The sequence below is a fragment of the Trinickia dinghuensis genome, assembly GCF_003367175.1.
Taxonomy (GTDB): domain Bacteria; phylum Pseudomonadota; class Gammaproteobacteria; order Burkholderiales; family Burkholderiaceae; genus Trinickia; species Trinickia dinghuensis.
Genome location: NZ_QRGA01000001.1, coordinates 781197 through 799154, shown reverse-complemented (window position 1 = coordinate 799154; position 17958 = coordinate 781197). Strand labels below are relative to the sequence as shown.

The following is a 17958-nucleotide window of genomic DNA, read 5'->3' as shown; positions in this document are numbered from 1 at the left end:
CGATGCGGGTGCCTATTCCTATCGCCCTATGCCCTGTCGCGTGCTGCGTGCGAATCAGGTTCCAACGCCGTCGGGTGTCTTTTTATGTCCTGTCATAACGGCGCAAAGTTATGCGCATAAATGTTATATTGCACCATAACATTTACCTCCCGGACCGGACGTCATGCATTTCACGGATCAGCTTGTGACGCTGCGCGCACGTCGACGCATGAGTCTGGCCACGATCGGCAGCATCGTCGGCATGGCGGTGCCGAATTTGTCGGCCGTTCTGCGAGGTCGCGGAGATACCAAGGGCTCGACGCTCGACTCGATCGCGTCCGCGCTCGGCGCCGAGTGGGTACTCGTCCCGAAAGAGCACCGTGAGGAAGTGCGGCGGATCGTCGACGGCGCAGCCCCAGGTCCCGCGTTCACCGCCCCTGCGCCGCGGACGATCGAGATTTTCTCGGAGAAGAAGTAACGCCCGCTTGCCCAACCTGCATCGGCACCGCCTCAATGTCATGCGCCTGAGCAATGGGCAACCGAATGATGAACGTCGAGCCTTGCCCGGGCCCATCGCTTTGCGCCTCGATCGTCCCCGCGTGCATTTCGATGAGCCGCTTCGCCACGGAAAGCCCGAGGCCCAAACCGCCCTGCGCCCGATCCATCGATTGCTCCGCCTGAGCGAACATTTCGAAGATACCCGTCAGCATGGCCTTCGAAATGCCGATGCCCGTATCGCGAATCTTGACGACGACGCGATCGCCGGACGACTCCGCCGCGAGTTCGATACGCCCGCCTCGGGGCGTGTACTTCGCCGCGTTGTTGAGGACATTGCTGAGCACCTGCGCAACCCGAGTCAAATCCGCGTCGAGCCACACGGGCTGCACCGGTATCTCGACCGCCAACCGATGCTCGGCTGCCACCAGCAGCGGCCGGCTCGTCTCGAGCGCGCTTTCGATGACGGTTCGCAGCTCGATGCGCTCGCGCTTGAGGACGATCAGGCCACGGCTCACGCGCGACACGTCGAGCAAATCATCGATCAGCCGCACCATGTGCGCGAGTTGCCGCTCCATCATCGGCAGCACGAGCGGCACCGCCTCGTCCTTGCCGATCTTGAGCACGGCCAGGCCGTTCTGAATCGGTGCGAGCGGATTGCGCAGCTCGTGCGCGAGCGTCGCGAGAAATTCGTCCTTGCGCTTGTCGGCTTCGACGAGTTGGCGAGTCCGCAACCGCAATGCCTCTTCCGCCGTCGTGCGCTCGATAAGATCCGCAGCCTGCCGAGCAATGATGTCGAGCAGGCGCAAACGGCGTTCGGAGGGTTGATGCGGTTGCTTCCAGTGAGTGGAAATGACGCCGAGCAATGCGCCGCTTCGTGACAGAAGCGGTGTCGACTGCACCGACCGAATGCCCGAATGCCGAAACATCGCAAGTTCGGCGGCGCCGATATCGGGGTGGCTTTCGAGATCCGTGGCGATCACCCGCGCCCTGCTGCGCAACGTCGCGCCACAGGTGGTGCCCGACGTCACATGGACCCACCGCCAATGCTCGGCCGCTTCCGGAGGAAAACCGCGCGAGGCCAGCAGTTCGAGGCCGTCGTCTCCGTGAAAGCGCTGCATGCTTGCGAAATCGGACCGCATGATGCGCGACGCCGCTTCGAGCAACCGTTCGTAAAGACCTTGCACCGCCGTTTCGTCGAATAACGTCGAGCTGATTTCCTGCAGCAGGTGCGCGTCGGCCAGTTCCTCCTCGAGCTGGCTCAGTACATCTTGTTCTTGTGCACCGTGTACCGACTTCGACCCCTCTTTCATGAGTGAGGCTCTCCTGAATGCATCCGGTCCGCGCTCGTCGAACGTTTCCGTATGAGCACGCATTGAAATGGAGCATACACAAGAAAGGGAAAGGCGAAAACGCGTACGGCGGCTAGGCCGTACTTCGCACAAAGACTAAGAGCAAGCTGTAGTCACCTTTATCCGCCGCACGCAAAGCAGCTAGGTAATCCGACCTCGCGTTGTCCGCTTTCACCAATGTCCCGCCGCCGCCCCACGAAAACGGCTCCTGTTTCATGCTGCGCAAGAGTGCGTCGGCCATCATTCGCGAGTGTCGGCCGTTGCCGTTTGGAAAAGGATGTATCCACACCAGATCGCGGTGGAAACGCGCGGCAATCTCATCGGCCGGGAATGTGCCGTTGTCGACCCACCACCGCGTGTTATCGAAAAGGTTTCTCAGCTTGACGCTGACCTGTGTCCAATCACACCCGATGTTCTTGTCGGACTTGCGGAACGAGCCTGCCCACGACCAAGTCTGGTCGAACATTTTCTTGTGAAGGTTGCGACAGAAGGCTTCGCCGAGGACATCGACCTTGCGCTGACGGCGAGCCCATTGCGCGGCTCGCAGAATGTTCTCCTGCTCCCAGTCATTGAGATCGCCCTTCGTGGCCAGATGCGTCGGTATCAGCCCTGCGAGTTCGTCAGGGTCGAGCGGTGTCTGGCCGTCCTGTTCGGCTAAACCTATCGCCATAGATCGGACCAGCGGCCCCGGAGTAATTCCGCCGCTCTCTGCTCAACCTGTTTGCGAAGTCGGTCGGTTGCCGGACGCTGGTCTTCCAGACTCATGCTGTGCGCAACGCCACTCACTTCCTGCAGGGCGATCGAGCGCGCCCGGTCTTCGACCACTTGAGTCAGCGGCTTTCTGGGCACCAGGGCATAGACCAGTTCGCAGTCCAGCCCGTCAGCCAACTTGCGCAGTTGTCCGAGCGTGATTCGCTCCTCGGCTTCCGCCAACTCCGACTTGTGCAGGGTCGAACCGGTAATGCCTAACCGCTCGGCTTGCTGCCGCTCGGTGAGCCCTAACGACTCTCGGATGGCCTTCAGCCATCCACGCGTCGGGGGCCGACGATGGGTCAAATCCGAGTACGCCGCGACTGACGCCTGGACCTGCTCGAGGCGGAGCCGTCTCATTCTGGAGTCCATGTTGCTGCTCTATAGGCTATCAAGAATACGGCAAATGCTATCTCATAATGAAGCAATTACCAAGTTTTTGCTTCATTATGACGAAGCGCCCTACACAACTTTGCGTCAGTATAGTGAAGCAAAATAGAGCAATATGCTTCCCTCAAATGAAGCACAGAGCACCAGGCCGCTTCATGGCATGGCATGCAGATTTCGCAGGATTGCTTCGTTTTACGGAAGCACGGGAACAGCATTAGCCGCCTAGAACGCGGCTTGCTGGATTTCTCGCCGAGGAAGGCGAAGGCTATCGCCGAGGCGCTCGAGATGAGCGTGACGTCCGGGCACGAGGATCCGGCACCCATCAGCCATCAACGGGTGCACGCAGAATTTGGCGAAAAGGTCCGTCCATTTCAGACCAAGTACGGCCTGAAACGGCGGAGAGTCCGGCTCAAAGATTCTTCTTGAACGGCGCGCCCGAGTGCTCGCGCAACTCGTTGAAAACGATATTGGGCCAGGCCTTTTGCGCGACTTCGATCTCGGAAATGTGCGAAGCGAGATACGTCGGTGCATTGGCCGCGTCGAGCGCCATGCGCGCCGCGTACGCATCCGTGAAGCGGCGCAGCTCGGCGGGATCGCTGCAGGTCACCCAGCGCGACATCCGATAGCGCGCCGGCAAGATGCGCACATCGACCTTGTACTCGGCGGAGAGCCGATGTGACACGACTTCGAACTGAAGCTGACCGACCGCGCCAAGAATGATCGAGCCGCCGTGCTCGGGACGGAACACCTGAATCGCCCCTTCCTCCCCGAGCTGCTTCAGCGCTTCGCCGAGCTGCTTGGCACGCATCGGGTCGACCACTTCGACTGTCTGGAAGATTTCCGGCGCGAAAAACGGCAAGCCGACGAATTGCAGCATTTCGCCCTCGGTCAGCGTATCGCCGAGGCTCAGCGTCCCATGGTTAGGAATGCCGATGATGTCGCCGGGATAGGCCTCGCTGACCGTCTCTCGACGCTGCGACAAAAACGTGACAACGTTGTTGGCGCGGAACGTCTTGCCCGAGCGGGTGACCTTGAGCGCCATCCCGCGCTCGAACCGGCCCGAGCAGACGCGGATGAACGCGACGCGGTCGCGGTGCGCAAGGTCCATGTTGGCCTGCACCTTGAACACGACGCCCGTGAATTTCGGTTCGTCCGGCTGCACGGGGCGCTGGACCGCCATGCGCATCGAGGGCGGCGGGGCCAGATCCACCAACGAGTCGAGAATCTCTTTGACGCCGAAGTTGTTGATGGCCGAACCGAACAGCACCGGCGACTGCTGGCCCGCCAGGAACGCTTCGCGATCGAACGACGGCGTCGCCGCGCAAATCAGGTCGATCTCTTCCTTGGCTTTCTTCCAGGCAAAACCAAAGCGCCGTTCGCCCTCTTCGTCGTTGAGCGCCGACAGCGTTTCGACGGCGCCGCCCGCCGTATCCTGACCCGCGCGAAACACGCGCACTTGATCGCGGATGATGTCGTAGACGCCCTGAAATTCCTTGCCCATCCCGATCGGCCAGGTGAACGGCACGGCCGATACGCCCAGGTGCTGCTCGATCTCGTCGAGCAAATCGAGCGGCGCGCGCACTTCGCGGTCGAGCTTGTTGATGAACGTGACGATCGGCGTGCGGCGGCTACGGCACACCTCGAGCAGCTTCAGTGTCTGCGCCTCGACGCCGTTGGCGCCGTCGATCACCATGACGGCCGCGTCGACGGCCGTCAGCACGCGATAGGTATCCTCGGAGAAATCTTCGTGCCCCGGGGTGTCGAGCAGATTGATGACGGCATTGCCGTACTCGAACTGCATGACCGAACTCGCCACCGAGATGCCGCGCTGCTTCTCGATCTCCATCCAGTCGGAGGTCGCATAGCGATTACTCTTCCGACCCTTCACCGTACCCGCGATCTGGATCGCACCCGAAAACAGGAGGAGCTTCTCGGTGAGGGTGGTTTTCCCGGCGTCGGGGTGGGAAATGACCGCAAACGTGCGGCGGCGCTTGAGTTCGGCAACTGACATCGTATGAATGGGGCTTTCGGTATTGAGCGGCGCGGGGGCGATGATACACGTGTCGCCCCTCGCGCGCCCGATGCGGGCTACGCCGCCCCGATCAGACCGACACGTCGGCCGTGCGGCCCAGCGTGTCCCGGGCATCGCCCGCCCACTGCGCGCCGCCACCCGGACGCCCGATCGAGTGATACTCGAAGCCGAGTTCCTCCATGGCCGGCGGCTCATACAGATTGCGGCCGTCGAAAACGATCGGCTGCTTGAGGCGCGCCTTGAGGCTGTCGAAGTCGGGACTCTTGAACGCCTTCCACTCCGTCATGATGACCAGGGCGTCGGCCTTCGAGGCGACGTCCATTTGGTCTTCGACGAGCGACAAGCGGGCGAGGGCCTCGGGCCGGCCGCGTAGATCGGACGCCAACGCGCGTTGCGCCTCCTTCATCGAGACGGGATCGAATGCCGCCACGCGCGCGCCGCGCTCGAGCAGCGCCGCGATGAGCACGCGGCTGGGCGCCTCGCGCATGTCGTCGGTGCCCGGCTTGAACGCGAGCCCCCAGACACCGAACGTCCGGTCGCTCAAGTCTTCGCCGAAGCGCGCGACGATCTTGTCGACGAGCACTTGCTTTTGCGCGGCGTTGACCTCGGACACCGCATCGAGGATGCGCAGCGTTTGTCCCTCATCCCGCGCCGTCTGCATGAGCGCGCGCACGTCCTTCGGAAAGCACGAGCCGCCGTACCCGCAGCCGGCATACAGAAAGTGATAGCCGATGCGCGGATCCGACCCGATCCCACGCCGCACCGCTTCGATATCGGCGCCGACTCGCTCGGCCAGATTCGCGAGTTCGTTCATGAACGAAATGCGTGTCGCAAGCATCGCGTTCGCGGCGTACTTCGTGAACTCCGCGGAGCGCACGTCCATGAACAGCATCCGATCGCGGTTGCGGTTGTACGGGGAATACAGGCGCTTCATCGTGTCGCGTGCGCGTTCGCCCGGCACGTCGTCGTCGCAGCCGACGACGATCCGTTCCGGACGCGTGAAATCCTCGATGGCGGCCCCTTCCTTCAAGAACTCCGGATTGGACACGACCGAAAACATCGGGTTGGCGCCGCGCTGCGCCAACTGTTCGGCGATCGCCGCCCGCACGCGGCGCGCGGTGCCGACCGGCACCGTCGACTTGTCGACCACGACGGTGAAGCCTTCGATATGGCGCCCGATTTCGTGGGCGGCGGCGAGCACGTACTGCAAATCGGCCGAGCCGTCTTCGCCGCTCGGCGTGCCGACGGCGATGAAGATCGCCTCGCGATGGGTCATCGCGCGATGTGCATCCGTCGTAAACGACAGCCGGCCGGCCGCCTTGTTGCGTGCGACGATCTCATGCAAGCCCGGTTCGTGAATCGGAATGCCACCCGATTCGAGGATGCCGATCTTGTCCTGATCGACGTCGTAGCAGCAGACATCGTTACCGACGTCCGCGAGGCAAGCAGCCGTTACGAGGCCGACGTAGCCGCAGCCGATGATGGTCACATTCATGGTGATGGCCCTTCAAGGAACTAACGAGAAAACGGGAAATGAGCGGCGGGCCGGCGTTGGGCAGACGCACGCGAGGCTAGGCCGACAAACACGCCAACCGGCAAAGCCTTCATCAAGCGATAACAAAAACCTGACGGCAAGCGAAGCAAATTCCAAAAAATTCGGCGCCTTTGCATGGGCCGGCAATCTTTCGAATTTTTTTGTGGCACGCACAAGGAGCCACATGCAAGCGCGCTTGCGTGGATGCCTGCGCGGCTTCCGCAGCTTCCGCGGCTGTTACGGTTTTTTTGTCGATTTACTTCCTGTCACACTTCACTTGGTCCGATTCGATCGATGAAGTCCGATGAGTTCTACCCTTCGTTCCAAATCGTCTGACGCAATCAGTGTGGATGCCGCGCGATTCGCGCTCGCGGCCGACGGGGTCGCGCGAGCGCATTGGGGGAAATGTACGTGCAAGTTTTACAACGCACGCGTCAAGCGTGATACAGCAGTTCGGGCGGCTTCGTATCTCCGCGGCTGTCCGCGTGCGAGTGAAGGAGCCACTCGGGCGTACGGCTACGAATCATGCTTGGATCGAGCGCGCGTGCGCTCTGGTTCGTCGGCACTGCAGCCAGGGCAGATGCCGGCGTGCCGGGCTGGGGGTCTTGCGTGCTCTGCTGCGTCTGGGGCGACACGGCAGCAGGATCGGCATCGACGGGCTGCGAGCAGGCCTGCTCGGCCGCGTCGTGACGATCGATCCAATCGCGCGCCCATTCGACTGCGTAGGCTTCCGCCGTGTAGTTATCGGGGAAGCGCGGGCCGATCAACCCTGAACGCTCGATGCGACGGCCGTCTTTCACGATCTCGGCGGAGGCGCGGTAGCACAATTGGAGCTGCTTTTCGACAGGCTGCGCCGACGCATGGATGACGTAGTCCCGGTAATCGTCGGAACGTCGGGTCACAGCCATCGACTCGATCAGCGGAACGTCGTTCGGATGCTCGTCGGCCGCACGCTGCGCGATGCCGGGCGTCGGCGCGCGCCGCGAAGAAGCGACGGGCAATTCCCGGCGGACGGCGTTCGCGCAGGCAGCGCTCACGCCGTTCAGGTCGACGACATCGACCGCGTCGACGATGCCGGCGGCATTCAGCGCATCGGTGGTATGAGTCGCATCAGCGGTATCGGGCGCTTCGTTGCCCGCATGCCACGACTCCGGATTCGTCCAGAACACGCCGCGCAAACGCGGCGATTCGGGGGCCGGCAACGGCGCGTCGGCCTTCGGCACAGCTTGTACGGAGGCGTCCTGCTGCGGCACGTAGGCGAACGTACGGCCGAACTCGGACAATACAGCGACGAGCTGCGTGAGCGTGCCGTCCGCGAGCCAGTCGTCGAAACGGCGCCGGCAGGTGGGCCCGGAAGGATAGCGCGCGGGCAGCTTCGACCAGCGCTCGCCCGTAGTCAGGATCCATAGCACCGCGTTCGTGACGACGCGCGGTTCGGCCCGAGGCCGGCCGCGGCGATGCGGGTGCATGGGCTCGTCGGCAGCCAGGGGCGCCAGGCGGGTCCACTCGTCGTCGGTCAATTCCTCAAAGAACATGTTTTTCTCCACGCAGCCTGGCCGGGCTGCGACACTTGGTCGTCGGAAATGGCCCATTCCCGGCGACCGCCAGGTTGCACAAATCGTGTTGTTCTCGGTTACCGCCAATCAAAATCGCACGCACGCTGCGCAGCTTTGCCCTCTGTTGACGCACAAAAGGCTGCTGCGCTCGTGCATGGGAAAATAACGCAGAAAGCATACCATCGCATGACATAAACCAAATTCATGCCACGGCTAATGCGCGCATAACGGTGGCCGAGCGGGGCTCACCGGCATGCGTAAGTGTATTCGTGAGAGGTGTCCATATTAGAATATTTTTCGCGGACCGCGATCTCAACATATGTAACGAAGTGATTCCAAAACGACTGCCCCGCCCATAATGATTCGCAAACCTATCATTTCGCGCAACGAATCATGCACGCAATCGTTTGCGTGGAGCAAGCGTGCCCCAATTTATTCGAGGTCGGAAACTAGGGCTTTTCGGACAATTTCATCGATGAGGCTTGGTGGCACAGGGTAATGCGGGTGATCGCAGCCCACCCATAATGGTGCGCCCGCCTGTAGCGCGGCCTTCATCGAATCGGTCAAATTGAAACATAAAAAATGGACAGCGGAAGTTTTTTCACTCGTCTCGCGTTCGAGATCTTCGTCCGCAACGGCATAGACGACCGACTCGTCGTCACCGACGCGTAGAAATACCCGATCCTCGATGCCAATTAGGCGCCCAAGTGCCGCGCGCCGTTCGGTTTCGTTCTCATATTCGATCTGCATCGTCGCTTTCAAATTGTTACCATTGGGCACGAGTGGTAAATATGCCTCCAATTCGGCATCGATTCCCGCTTCATCGAAAATTTTTTCGATGTGCAGCATTTCTTGTATTTGATACCGGATAGTTGTCTCGTCCTCGAACAGAAACGTCAGATGGTTCCCGAGTTGAACCACCCTTTTTTTCTTGTGCTCGATAACTTCGGCGCGCGCTCTATCGCGTGTTTTCGCATACGCCTCAAGAGTTAATAAAGAATTGCGTGAGATGGTCATTTACATTTCCTCGCATATACGTAACACAATTTCATGTTAGATCCCGTATGCCTTGCGCAGCAGAGACAGCGGGTGCGCGAGCGGCGCGCTCCTGGCCCCGCTTTCGCCAATGCCCTGCTCAATGTGATGCCCCGCGAGCTGGCAATCGGAGGCGATATATTCAGACGAATGCTCCGACATTGCCTTAAACACCGGCTTCCCTATGCGCATCGCGGTCTCATGGAATTCTTTCTTCACACCAAAAGTTCCGGCGTGCCCCGAGCATCGCTCGACCACCTTTAGCTCGGTGCCCGGTATCAGCGAAAGCATGTCATACGTTTTTCTGCCCAAATTCTGCACTCGTCCGTGACAGGGAACGTGATAGGAAATCGTGCCGAGCGCCTCTTTGAAATCCGTCCTCAAGAGGCCGTCGCGATGACGCGATACGAGGTATTCGAACGGGTCCCAGAACGCTTCGGCTACCGCGCGCACTTCGGCGTCTTCGGGGAACATCAGCGGAATTTCCTGCTTGTACATCAGCACGCAGCTCGGGACGGCCGCCATCAGCGCGTAGCCCTCGCGCGCGTAACGGGCGAGCACCGGGATGTTTTTGGCTTTTTTTTCTGCCACGCCCTCGAGGTTGCCCTGCTCGAGCAGCGGCATGCCGCAGCACGCCTCCTTGTCGACGAGCACGTACGGAATCTCGTTGTGCTCGAGCACGGCGAGCAGATCGTGGCCGATCCCCGGCTCGTTGAAATTGACGTAACAGGTCGCATAAATGGCGATTTTGCCCGGGGTGCGCTCCCCGTCGCGCACGGGAACCTTGGGCGACGCTTTGGCGTGCGGGCGAAACTTACGCGGTGCAAACGGCGGCAGCCAAGCTTTCCGGTCCACGCCGAGTGCCGTTTCCATGGCCGCGCGCGCGGGCTTCGTTCCGTTCACCGCATTGACCGCCTGCGTGACGATCGGGATGCCCGCGAAATGGCCGAGCGCATCGGTATTCGACAGCACCTTGTCGCGCAGCGGCACGTCGCCGCGCTGATATCTAGCGGCCTTGGCGCGCAGCATCAGATGCGGGAAGTCGACGTTCCACGGGTGCGGTGGCACGTACGGACACTTCGTCATGTAGCAAAGGTCGCATAGATAGCATTGATCGACGACCTTCGGAAACGCCGCATGCTCGACGTCGTGCGCCTCGCCGCTATCCGTTTCGTCCACGAGATCGAACAGCGTGGGAAAGGCACCGCACAGCGACACGCAGCGCCGACATCCCGCGCAGATGTCGAACACGCGGCTCAGTTCCGCGTCGATGGACGCTTGGTCGTAGAACTCGGGTGAGCGCCAATCGAGCGGGTGGCGCGTGGGCGCCTCGAGATTGCCTTCTTTATGGGGCATGGGATGACGCTCCGTGACGTCGCGCGCGTTGCGACGAACGCGCGCAAACAGTCTAGCCCGCGACGCACGGGAAACGAATACGCCGCGTGCGAGGGCGCGCCGTCAATCGAAGGAAGCGACGGCGCGCAGTGAAACGACGCTTGGGGCCGCCCGCCGATCAATCCGACAGGGCTTCGAGCGCCTTGGTATAGCGATTTGCGTGGCTGCGCTCGGCCTTCGCCAGGGTCTCGAACCAATTGGCGATTTCGTCGAACCCTTCTTCGCGCGCGGTCTTCGCCATGCCGGGGTACATGTCCGTGTATTCGTGCGTCTCGCCGGCGATGGCCGATTGCAAGTTCTGCCGAGACGAACCGAAAGGTAGCCCCGTCGCGGGATCGCCTACCGCCTCGAGATATTCGAGGTGTCCGTGCGCGTGCCCCGTTTCGCCTTCGGCGGTCGAGCGGAACAACGCAGCCACATCGTTTTGACCTTCCACGTCGGCCTTCGCCGCGAAATACAGATACCGGCGATTCGCTTGCGACTCGCCGGAGAACGCCGCTTTGAGATTGTCTTCCGTCTTGGAGCCTTTCAACTGTGCCATCGTGAGCCTCCTTCGTGGATCGGCGCGCGGCGCGAGGCGCGTGGCCGATGTCTTGTGCGGGATCGGGGGAATGGGTGCGACACGGCGCCTCGCTCCGCGAGGAGCGCCGCTCTTCCAATCTAGGACGCGAAGGAACCGTTCCCCAATTGGCATTTTCTATGCAGGCGATAGGATTTTCGACGGCGGCCTGCAGGCCACGCCGGCAGCCAGCCGAGCCGCGCTCGACCGGCCGCCCCACCTCACGTCGGCAGCCAGCTAGTCAGTACTCCCGATCACTGCCCTTTGAGCCGGATATCGCGCGAAGACGCCCCGACATAGAACTGTCCGCCGGTAGCCAGCTTCCAATCGTTATGGCTCGTATCCCAGACACGGCGCATTTGCGCGGGGATTTCCACGCGCACGCGGCGCGTCTCGCCCGGGTTCAGGCTCACCTTGTCCCATCCGACCAAGCGCTTCGGCGGCTCCACCGGGTCGTTCAGACCCGCCAGATACACCTGCGGCACTTCCGCGCCGGCAACCTGCCCGTCGTTACGCAGCGTGAACGAGACCGTCGCCGAATGATCCCCATGCTGATGGACGCGCAGATCCGAATAGGCGAAGTGCGTGTAGGAGAGACCATGGCCGAACGGGAACATCGGCTGAATGTGCTCCGCGTCGTACCACCGATAGCCCATCTTGAGCCCTTCCGAGTACACCGGATTTTGCGCGATCGAGCCGCCGTCCCAGGTCGGGATATCGGCATCGCGCAGCGGGAACGTCACCGGCAGCTTGCCCGACGGATCCACCTGGCCGAACAGGACGTTCGCGATCGCGTTGCCGCCGCCTTCGCCCGGATACCACGCTTCGACGATCGACGAGACTTGATCCTTCCAAGGCATCAGCACCGGATTGCCGCTTTCGACGACGACGACGACATGCGGATTGGCCTGCGCGACGGCCTCGACCAGCGCGTCCTGATTCGACGGATTCGCGAGCGCGAGACTATGCAGTTCGCCGAAATCCTCGCCGGAGGACTGCGTGACGAAGACGATCGCCACATCCGATTGCCGCGCCAAACTCACCGCCGCATCGATTTCCTGCTGCGTGTACGCCCTGAACGGATTGTTCATGTCCTCGCTGCCGGCGAAGGTAACGGTCGCGTTCGGCGCGAGCTTCTGGATCGCCGCCGTGATCGGCGTGGGCAGCTTGATCCACGGATTCGGCCACCAGCCGCAGCCGGTCGACGTCGGGAACGTCAGACCGCCGCAGCCCGGGAACGCGCCAGTCACCGGGTCCCGCGTATCCCCCGAGCCCCCGCCCGTGATCACGCCGACGTCCGCATGGCCGCCGATCACCGCGATACGCTTCACCGTCGACGCATCGAGCGGCAGCTGCCGGTCCTCATTCTTTAGGAGTACGATCGATTGCTCTTCGGCATGCTGCGCGAATGCGCGGGCAGCATCGAAGTCGATCGGCTGGCCGCCTTGCGGGGGATCGTCCATGACGCCCGTGCGGATCATGACGTACAGCTTGCGGCGCACCATGTCGTCCAGTCGCGCTTGCGTGATCTGATCGCTGGCGAGCGCTTGCTTCACGAGCGTGGGCGTCAGGAACACCGTCGGCCCGACGTCTTCTTCCTCGTCCAAGCCGGCGTTGATGGCCTTGGCCGTGCTATGCGCGGCGCCCCAATCGGATTGGACTTGGCCCGGGAAGTGCCAGTCGCCTTTCAGCACGTCGTTGAGCACGTGCTGGTTTTCGCACGCATAGTCTCCGTTGACCTTGTTGTAGCTGCACATCACGCTGCCGGGATGTCCCTGCTCCACGGCAAGCTCGAACGGCAGCAGATAGAGTTCGCGCAGCGTGCGCTCGTCGATCGTGTCGTTGCCGCCCATGCGATTGGTTTCTTGTTCATTGCCGACGTAGTGCTTGATCGTCGCGATGACCTTGTGATCCTGCGTGGCGCGCGTCCGTGCCGCCAGCATCTCGCCCGCCAGCACCGGATCTTCGCCGAGGTATTCGAACATCCGGCCGCCGCGCGCCTCGCGCGCCAGGTTCGTCCCGCCGCCGAGCCCCATGGCGAAGCCTTGCTCGCGCAGCTGATGAGCGATGGCGGCGCCGAACTGATAGGCGAGCATCGGATCCCAGCTCGCGGCAAGGGCAAGCGTGGCCGGGAACGTGGTGCTGGGTTGAACGGTACTACCCGAGCCCGTGGCCGAATCGACCATGTTGATGCTCGGGATGCCTAGCCGCGGCACACCTTGGATGTAGCCCGCGCCGCCGCCCGGCACGTCGCTCATTTGGTACTCCGAGTGAATCAGCTGCAGCTTCTCGTCGAGCGTCAATTGCTTCACGAGCGCATCGGCACGACGGTGTGCCATGTCATCCGTGAATGTGGTGCTCGGCGCCTGACCTGCGGCATACGAAGCACTTTGCGCAAAAAGACAAATCGCCGCGGACGCGATGGCGAGGGATAAACGCTTTACCTGCATGGGTTCGTCTCCGTGATTAATGACGTGGTTATGCGCCGCTTCGCAACGCGCGTGCTTCGCCGCGCAAGGGCGAGCGAAAGCCCGAGACGGGCGTCTCGTTGCAAAGCGTTTTACGGATGAAACTCAGTCATGCGGCGCGGGCCGCCGTCGAGGCCGACGAGCACGATCGGCGAAATCGGCTTACCGCGGGATGTAGCGAAACTCCGGGGTTAGTAATAGCGCATAAGTAGCCTGACTACAAGCAAAGTTTCGATCGATTTTCGGGCAGCGACCGTCAAATGACGAATCAGGAATTCTTTACTTGGAACGTTTCGATTATTTGGGAAAATTCAATACGATTCGGAAATTTTTATCTCAATCACGATCGAAGAACGACTCGCAGCGACACGGAAAGCTTGATAGAGGGGCGTTCTATAGCCAGATCGCATTGCACGTCGGAAAACATGCATCTTAGGGATGAGATCCCAGAACGGCGTTTCGAAGTTCGCCGCAGCAGTGGCGGGCCGAAAGGTCCGACTTTATGTTGTTACTGAAAAGTTGCCGGCAGGTGTGCCGACACCTTCGCCCGCATTGGCATCGCGACCGAAGAACAAGCGCCCCAAGCGCCCCGCATTGCGCGGACTTCGATCACATTTTGATATGATTTTTCTCAATGAGGCACGCACTCACGCACAATTGGTGCACAATACCCGAAAATTAAATCCTAGCAGCTCCATTCGATTCACTGAGAGGCCTCATGTTCGTGCGACGCCTATGCGATTTGATGCGACACGGCGTCCGCGACGCATTTGCTCCGGCATTGCGCAACATCCAATACGTCGAACGGCGGTTGTTGCCATTTTCGATACTCGCAATTGTCGGATTTCCGCTCTATTTCTACATCTGGCACGACCTGTTTCCGCAGCCCTATGAGAACCTAACGCTGCGCTTAATCGGCTCCGTCCTTTTCGTGCCCGTCCTGTTTCACAGGCAATGGCCCGCGCAGGCAAAGCGATACCTGCCGTACTACTGGTACGCCGTCATTCTTTACGCGCTGCCGTTCTTCTTCACGTTTATGTTGCTGAAGAACGACTCATCGCAGGTGTGGGTCGAAAGCGCGCTGATCGCGTTGTTCGTCATGGTGCTGCTGCTCGATTGGCTGATGCTGATCTTGAGCTTTGTCGTCGGCGTCGGTATCGCCGTGCTGGCCTACTGCATGACCACCACGCCGATCCGGCTGGACGGGGTGCTCCTCGCGCACCTTGCGATTTTTTCCTTCGCGCTCGCGATCGGCGCGATCGCCAATTACGACACCGCCCGCATCCGAATCGAGCAAGAGCGCGCCATGCTCGCCACGGCGGGAAGCGTCGCCCACGAACTGCGCACTCCCCTGCTCGCCATTCGCGCGGGGGCGGCGGGGCTCGCCCGCTTCTTGCCGACGCTGCTCGCCGGCTACGGCGCGGCGCAAAGCCGCGGGCTCGGCGTGCCGAAGATCCGGATCGCGCATTTGTCATCGATGCACGGCGTGCTCGAGCGCATCGAGCGCGAAGCGCTGCTGTCGAACTCGATGATCGACATGCTGCTCGTCAATGCGCGCATGACGGGCGGGTGCGATCACCCGGCCGGTCGATGCTCCATGGCCGAGTGCGTTCGAACGGCGCTCGAGCGCTATCCGTTTCGGCCGCGCGAGCGCGACCATCTGCAATTCGACGTCAGTCACGACTTCATGTTCGACGGCTCGCAGACGCTGATGGTGCACGTCCTGTTCAACCTCATCAAGAACGCGCTGAGATCGCGCGCCAGTGTCGAAAACGCCCGGATTTCAATCCGTCTGGCGCGCTCCATCGGCGGGAACCACGTATTTTTTCGCGACAACGGCGCGGGGATATCCCCCCGCGTTCTGCCTCATATCTTCACGCGGTTTTACACGTCTTCCACGCAAACCGACGATGTTTCGCTCGGCGCCGGCATCGGTTTGGCATTCTGCCGCGACGTCATGCGTTCGATAGGCGGTGCGATCGAATGCACGTCGACGGAAAACGAGTACACCGAGTTCGTTTTGACCTTTCCATTGCGATGACAATGACCATGATCCAGCCGTTCGCCTTTCCGACCACTGTCGGCTTCGTCGACGACAGTGCGGATTTTCTGGCCAATCTGAGCCTGCAACTCGACGCGCGGCTTGCGTTTAGATTTTTCAATTCGGCGGAGCACGCGCTGAATGCGATCAACTGCGCCGAGGCACAGTCGCCGAGCGTCGATCGCTTTCTTTCGCGTTATCACGACCGAACTGAGCAGAGCGATGCGCAGGAAGTCATTGCGATGCGCGTCGATGCGATCAGCCAGCAAGTGCGCAACGCACGCCGGTTCGAATGCACGTCGGTGGTCGTCGTCGATTACGACATGCCGGGGATGAACGGGCTCGAAGTATGCCGGCGGATCACGCACCCCGCCGTCAAGAAGATCGTGTTGACCGGCAAGGCGGACGAGCACCTCGCCGTCAAAGGTTTCAACGAAGGCATCATCGATCGCTTCATTCGAAAGCAGGACCCCGACGCCATCACGGCGCTCAACGAGGCCATCGACGAAATGAAAGAGGCCTACCTGCGGCACACGCAGCGTACCGTCGCCGATGCCCTCGCGCTCTCGGAGTACCGCTTTCTCAACGACCCGGCGTTTGCGGCGAAAGCGCGCGAGATTTTCAGGGAACGCGATATCGTCGAGCACTACCTCTGCGTCGGGCCGAGCGGGCTGCTCATGCTGGACGGCGCCGCCGTGCCCTATTTGCTTGCGGTCTATCCCGAAGATGCCTTGCGCGCGACGCGCGAAATCGCCGCGGAGTTGGACGCCCCGGCCGAATTTCTCGCCGAACTGGACGAGCATCGGAGCGTGCCTTACTTTTGGGAATCGGACGGACTCTTTCCCATCGGCCGCGAATCGTGGCGCGAATACATGCATCCGGCGTTCGTCGTGCAAGGACAAGAACGCTATACCTGCGCGTTGATCGAACGGCCACCGGGTCTCGACCTAGAAACCGTCGTCGCCTACGACGAGTATCTGGACCGTCTCGACCGTGGAGAACATTCCGTGGGACTCACGCATGCGAGTCCCACGAACGGCCTTAGCGCGACTTAGTCAGTTCGCGATTGCGCCGTGTTACTCCGCGTCACGCCGCATACTTCGCGGGTTCCAGCTCGGCGACGGCGACCGGCGTCGCGCGCATTCTGCGCGTCGACGCCCAGTCTGCAAGACCGACCGCCTCGCGAATCGCTTCGCACGCGTGAACGATTCGACGAAGCTGCCCTTGCGTCAGCGATGCATGAACGGACAAGCGCATCAGCGCGCGATTCTGCGCCGTGGCGGGGGCACAGAAGACCGAACCGAAAATGCCGCGCGATTCGAGTGCATCGCGCAACAAAATCGTTCGCTGCTCCGTGCCGGACTCGAGCGCGATGATCTGCGAGGCACTGCCGTTGAGGTTGTAGCCGAGCCCAGTCAACTGCGCGCGCAGATACTGCGCATTCGACTCGACCTTGACGCGCCGCCAAGACTCGCGCTCGATTACACTGATCGTCGCATCGAGCCCCGCGATTTCGTGCGGCAGCAGCGTCGAGCTGAAGATTGCGGGGCGCGACTCGAACTTGAAATACTCCTGAAATCGCGCCGAGCAGCTAATGACGCCCGCACGAGCGGCAAACGCCTTCGCCAGGCTCGCCGTCCTGAAATGCACGCGATCCGCGAGCCCGAGCGCCACGACCAGCCCTGCCCCACCCGGGCCATGCGTGCCTAGCGAATGCGATTCGTCGACCACCAGCACACATCCGTGCTCGACGCCCGTCTCGACGACGGCCGTCAACGGACACATGCTGCCGTTAGTGCTGTAGACGGAATCGACGATCACGACACCGGGCCCGTTTCGCCGAATCTGACGCCCGAGATGCTCCGCGTCGTTATGAGAGAAAGCAATCGCTTTGGCGCCTGCCGCGCGTATGCCCTCCCATAACGACATATGCGCCATCATATCGACATAAACTGGCGTTTCCGGCGTGGCGATGGATTGAATCAAGCCCGTATTTGCCGCGTAACCGGATTGACACAGAATGGACGCTTCCGACCGCATGAAGCGGGCGAATCGATCTTCGAGCGCCAATAGCGGATTGTCCCCGTGCAGGAAAATCCCCGACATCAATAGCCCGTTACCTTCGGACTGAATGCTGTCGCTCATCGCGCGAAGAATGTCGGGGTGTTTGGAAATCGAAAGGTAATCGTTACTCGATAGATGCAACGCATCCGGTCCGGGCTGGCGCCCGCGCATGATGTGCCCGCCGGCCCATGCCTTTCCTACCCGGTCATCAAAATAACTCGTGACGCGTGTGGCGACAAATTCTGGCAATGACGCGCCCTCTGCGCCGGAGGCCGTTTTTTCTTCGAAGTGATTCTGCATTCTTTGGC

14 protein-coding genes are annotated in these 17958 nt (G+C 61.4%); 3 read left to right on the top strand and 11 right to left on the bottom strand.

What is annotated here, in order from left to right; all coding sequences use genetic code 11:
• The first annotated feature begins 163 nt into the window (after positions 1-163).
• On the top strand, positions 164-457 hold the full coding sequence (locus DWV00_RS03575; protein ID WP_115532110.1) for a helix-turn-helix domain-containing protein: 294 nt from the start codon (positions 164-166) through the stop codon (positions 455-457).
• Here DWV00_RS03575 and DWV00_RS03570 read toward each other — a convergent pair.
• From DWV00_RS03570 to DWV00_RS03520, 10 genes are all read right to left on the bottom strand, one after another.
• Entirely contained in the window at positions 408-1787 is a 1380-nt protein-coding gene (locus tag DWV00_RS03570; RefSeq protein ID WP_181885336.1) for a sensor histidine kinase, read from the bottom strand. The two genes, DWV00_RS03575 and DWV00_RS03570, sit on opposite strands and share 50 nt — an antisense overlap.
• Positions 1788-1899: 112 nt before the next feature.
• The gene (locus DWV00_RS03565; RefSeq protein ID WP_115532108.1) at positions 1900-2496 is read right to left on the bottom strand and encodes a mobile mystery protein B; all 597 of its coding nucleotides are present in this window, start codon (positions 2494-2496) and stop codon (positions 1900-1902) included.
• Positions 2487-2948, bottom strand: coding sequence for a mobile mystery protein A (locus tag DWV00_RS03560; protein WP_115532107.1), 462 nt, complete (start codon positions 2946-2948; stop codon positions 2487-2489). Before DWV00_RS03560 ends, DWV00_RS03565 begins: the two co-directional genes overlap by 10 nt.
• Before the next feature lie 427 nt (positions 2949-3375).
• Positions 3376-4977, bottom strand: coding sequence for a peptide chain release factor 3 (locus DWV00_RS03550; protein WP_115532105.1), 1602 nt, complete (start codon positions 4975-4977; stop codon positions 3376-3378).
• 91 nt (positions 4978-5068) lie between these two features.
• Entirely contained in the window at positions 5069-6493 is a 1425-nt protein-coding gene (locus DWV00_RS03545; protein ID WP_115532104.1) for a UDP-glucose dehydrogenase family protein, read from the bottom strand.
• 473 nt (positions 6494-6966) lie between these two features.
• Positions 6967-8067 carry a transposase gene (locus DWV00_RS34470; protein ID WP_245964696.1) on the bottom strand — a complete coding sequence of 367 codons (1101 nt, stop codon included), beginning with the start codon at positions 8065-8067 and terminating at the stop codon, positions 6967-6969.
• 453 nt (positions 8068-8520) lie between these two features.
• Positions 8521-9105: a DUF3501 family protein gene (locus DWV00_RS03535; protein ID WP_115532103.1), complete on the bottom strand. Its 585-nt coding sequence runs from the start codon at positions 9103-9105 to the stop codon at positions 8521-8523.
• Positions 9106-9141: 36 nt separating this feature from the next.
• On the bottom strand, positions 9142-10479 hold the full coding sequence (locus tag DWV00_RS03530; RefSeq protein ID WP_115532102.1) for a heterodisulfide reductase-related iron-sulfur binding cluster: 1338 nt from the start codon (positions 10477-10479) through the stop codon (positions 9142-9144).
• 157 nt (positions 10480-10636) lie between these two features.
• Positions 10637-11059 (bottom strand): rubrerythrin family protein, encoded by a 423-nt coding sequence (locus DWV00_RS03525; protein ID WP_115532101.1) that lies wholly within the window; start codon positions 11057-11059, stop codon positions 10637-10639.
• Between the two features lie 272 nt (positions 11060-11331).
• Positions 11332-13527 (bottom strand): beta-glucosidase, encoded by a 2196-nt coding sequence (locus tag DWV00_RS03520; RefSeq protein ID WP_115532100.1) that lies wholly within the window; start codon positions 13525-13527, stop codon positions 11332-11334.
• A gap of 736 nt (positions 13528-14263) precedes the next feature.
• Between DWV00_RS03520 and DWV00_RS03515 the strand changes: the two genes are divergently transcribed.
• Both DWV00_RS03515 and DWV00_RS03510 read left to right on the top strand, forming a co-directional pair.
• Complete coding sequence (locus DWV00_RS03515) at positions 14264-15586, top strand: sensor histidine kinase (protein ID WP_245964695.1); 1323 nt, start codon at positions 14264-14266, stop codon at positions 15584-15586.
• A 2-nt stretch (positions 15587-15588) separates the two neighbouring features.
• Complete coding sequence (locus DWV00_RS03510; RefSeq protein ID WP_245964694.1) at positions 15589-16641, top strand: response regulator; 1053 nt, start codon at positions 15589-15591, stop codon at positions 16639-16641.
• 31 nt (positions 16642-16672) lie between these two features.
• On the opposite strand, the gene cqsA is transcribed toward DWV00_RS03510, so the two are convergent.
• Positions 16673-17950, bottom strand: coding sequence for an alpha-hydroxyketone-type quorum-sensing autoinducer synthase (cqsA, locus tag DWV00_RS03505; RefSeq protein WP_115532098.1), 1278 nt, complete (start codon positions 17948-17950; stop codon positions 16673-16675).
• Positions 17951-17958 lie beyond the last annotated feature (8 nt).

Coding starts and splice junctions, on each gene's coding strand:
- DWV00_RS34470 (WP_245964696.1), bottom strand. CDS start 8,067: ATGTTCTTTGAGGAATTGACCGACGACGAGTGGACCCGCCTGGCGCCC.
- DWV00_RS03570 (WP_181885336.1), bottom strand. CDS start 1,787: ATGAAAGAGGGGTCGAAGTCGGTACACGGTGCACAAGAACAAGATGTA.
- DWV00_RS03560 (WP_115532107.1), bottom strand. CDS start 2,948: ATGGACTCCAGAATGAGACGGCTCCGCCTCGAGCAGGTCCAGGCGTCA.
- DWV00_RS03535 (WP_115532103.1), bottom strand. CDS start 9,105: ATGACCATCTCACGCAATTCTTTATTAACTCTTGAGGCGTATGCGAAA.
- DWV00_RS03525 (WP_115532101.1), bottom strand. CDS start 11,059: ATGGCACAGTTGAAAGGCTCCAAGACGGAAGACAATCTCAAAGCGGCG.
- DWV00_RS03515 (WP_245964695.1), top strand. CDS start 14,264: ATGTTCGTGCGACGCCTATGCGATTTGATGCGACACGGCGTCCGCGAC.
- DWV00_RS03575 (WP_115532110.1), top strand. CDS start 164: ATGCATTTCACGGATCAGCTTGTGACGCTGCGCGCACGTCGACGCATG.
- DWV00_RS03550 (WP_115532105.1), bottom strand. CDS start 4,977: ATGTCAGTTGCCGAACTCAAGCGCCGCCGCACGTTTGCGGTCATTTCC.
- DWV00_RS03545 (WP_115532104.1), bottom strand. CDS start 6,493: ATGAATGTGACCATCATCGGCTGCGGCTACGTCGGCCTCGTAACGGCT.
- cqsA (WP_115532098.1), bottom strand. CDS start 17,950: ATGCAGAATCACTTCGAAGAAAAAACGGCCTCCGGCGCAGAGGGCGCG.
- DWV00_RS03520 (WP_115532100.1), bottom strand. CDS start 13,527: ATGCAGGTAAAGCGTTTATCCCTCGCCATCGCGTCCGCGGCGATTTGT.
- DWV00_RS03565 (WP_115532108.1), bottom strand. CDS start 2,496: ATGGCGATAGGTTTAGCCGAACAGGACGGCCAGACACCGCTCGACCCT.
- DWV00_RS03510 (WP_245964694.1), top strand. CDS start 15,589: ATGACCATGATCCAGCCGTTCGCCTTTCCGACCACTGTCGGCTTCGTC.
- DWV00_RS03530 (WP_115532102.1), bottom strand. CDS start 10,479: ATGCCCCATAAAGAAGGCAATCTCGAGGCGCCCACGCGCCACCCGCTC.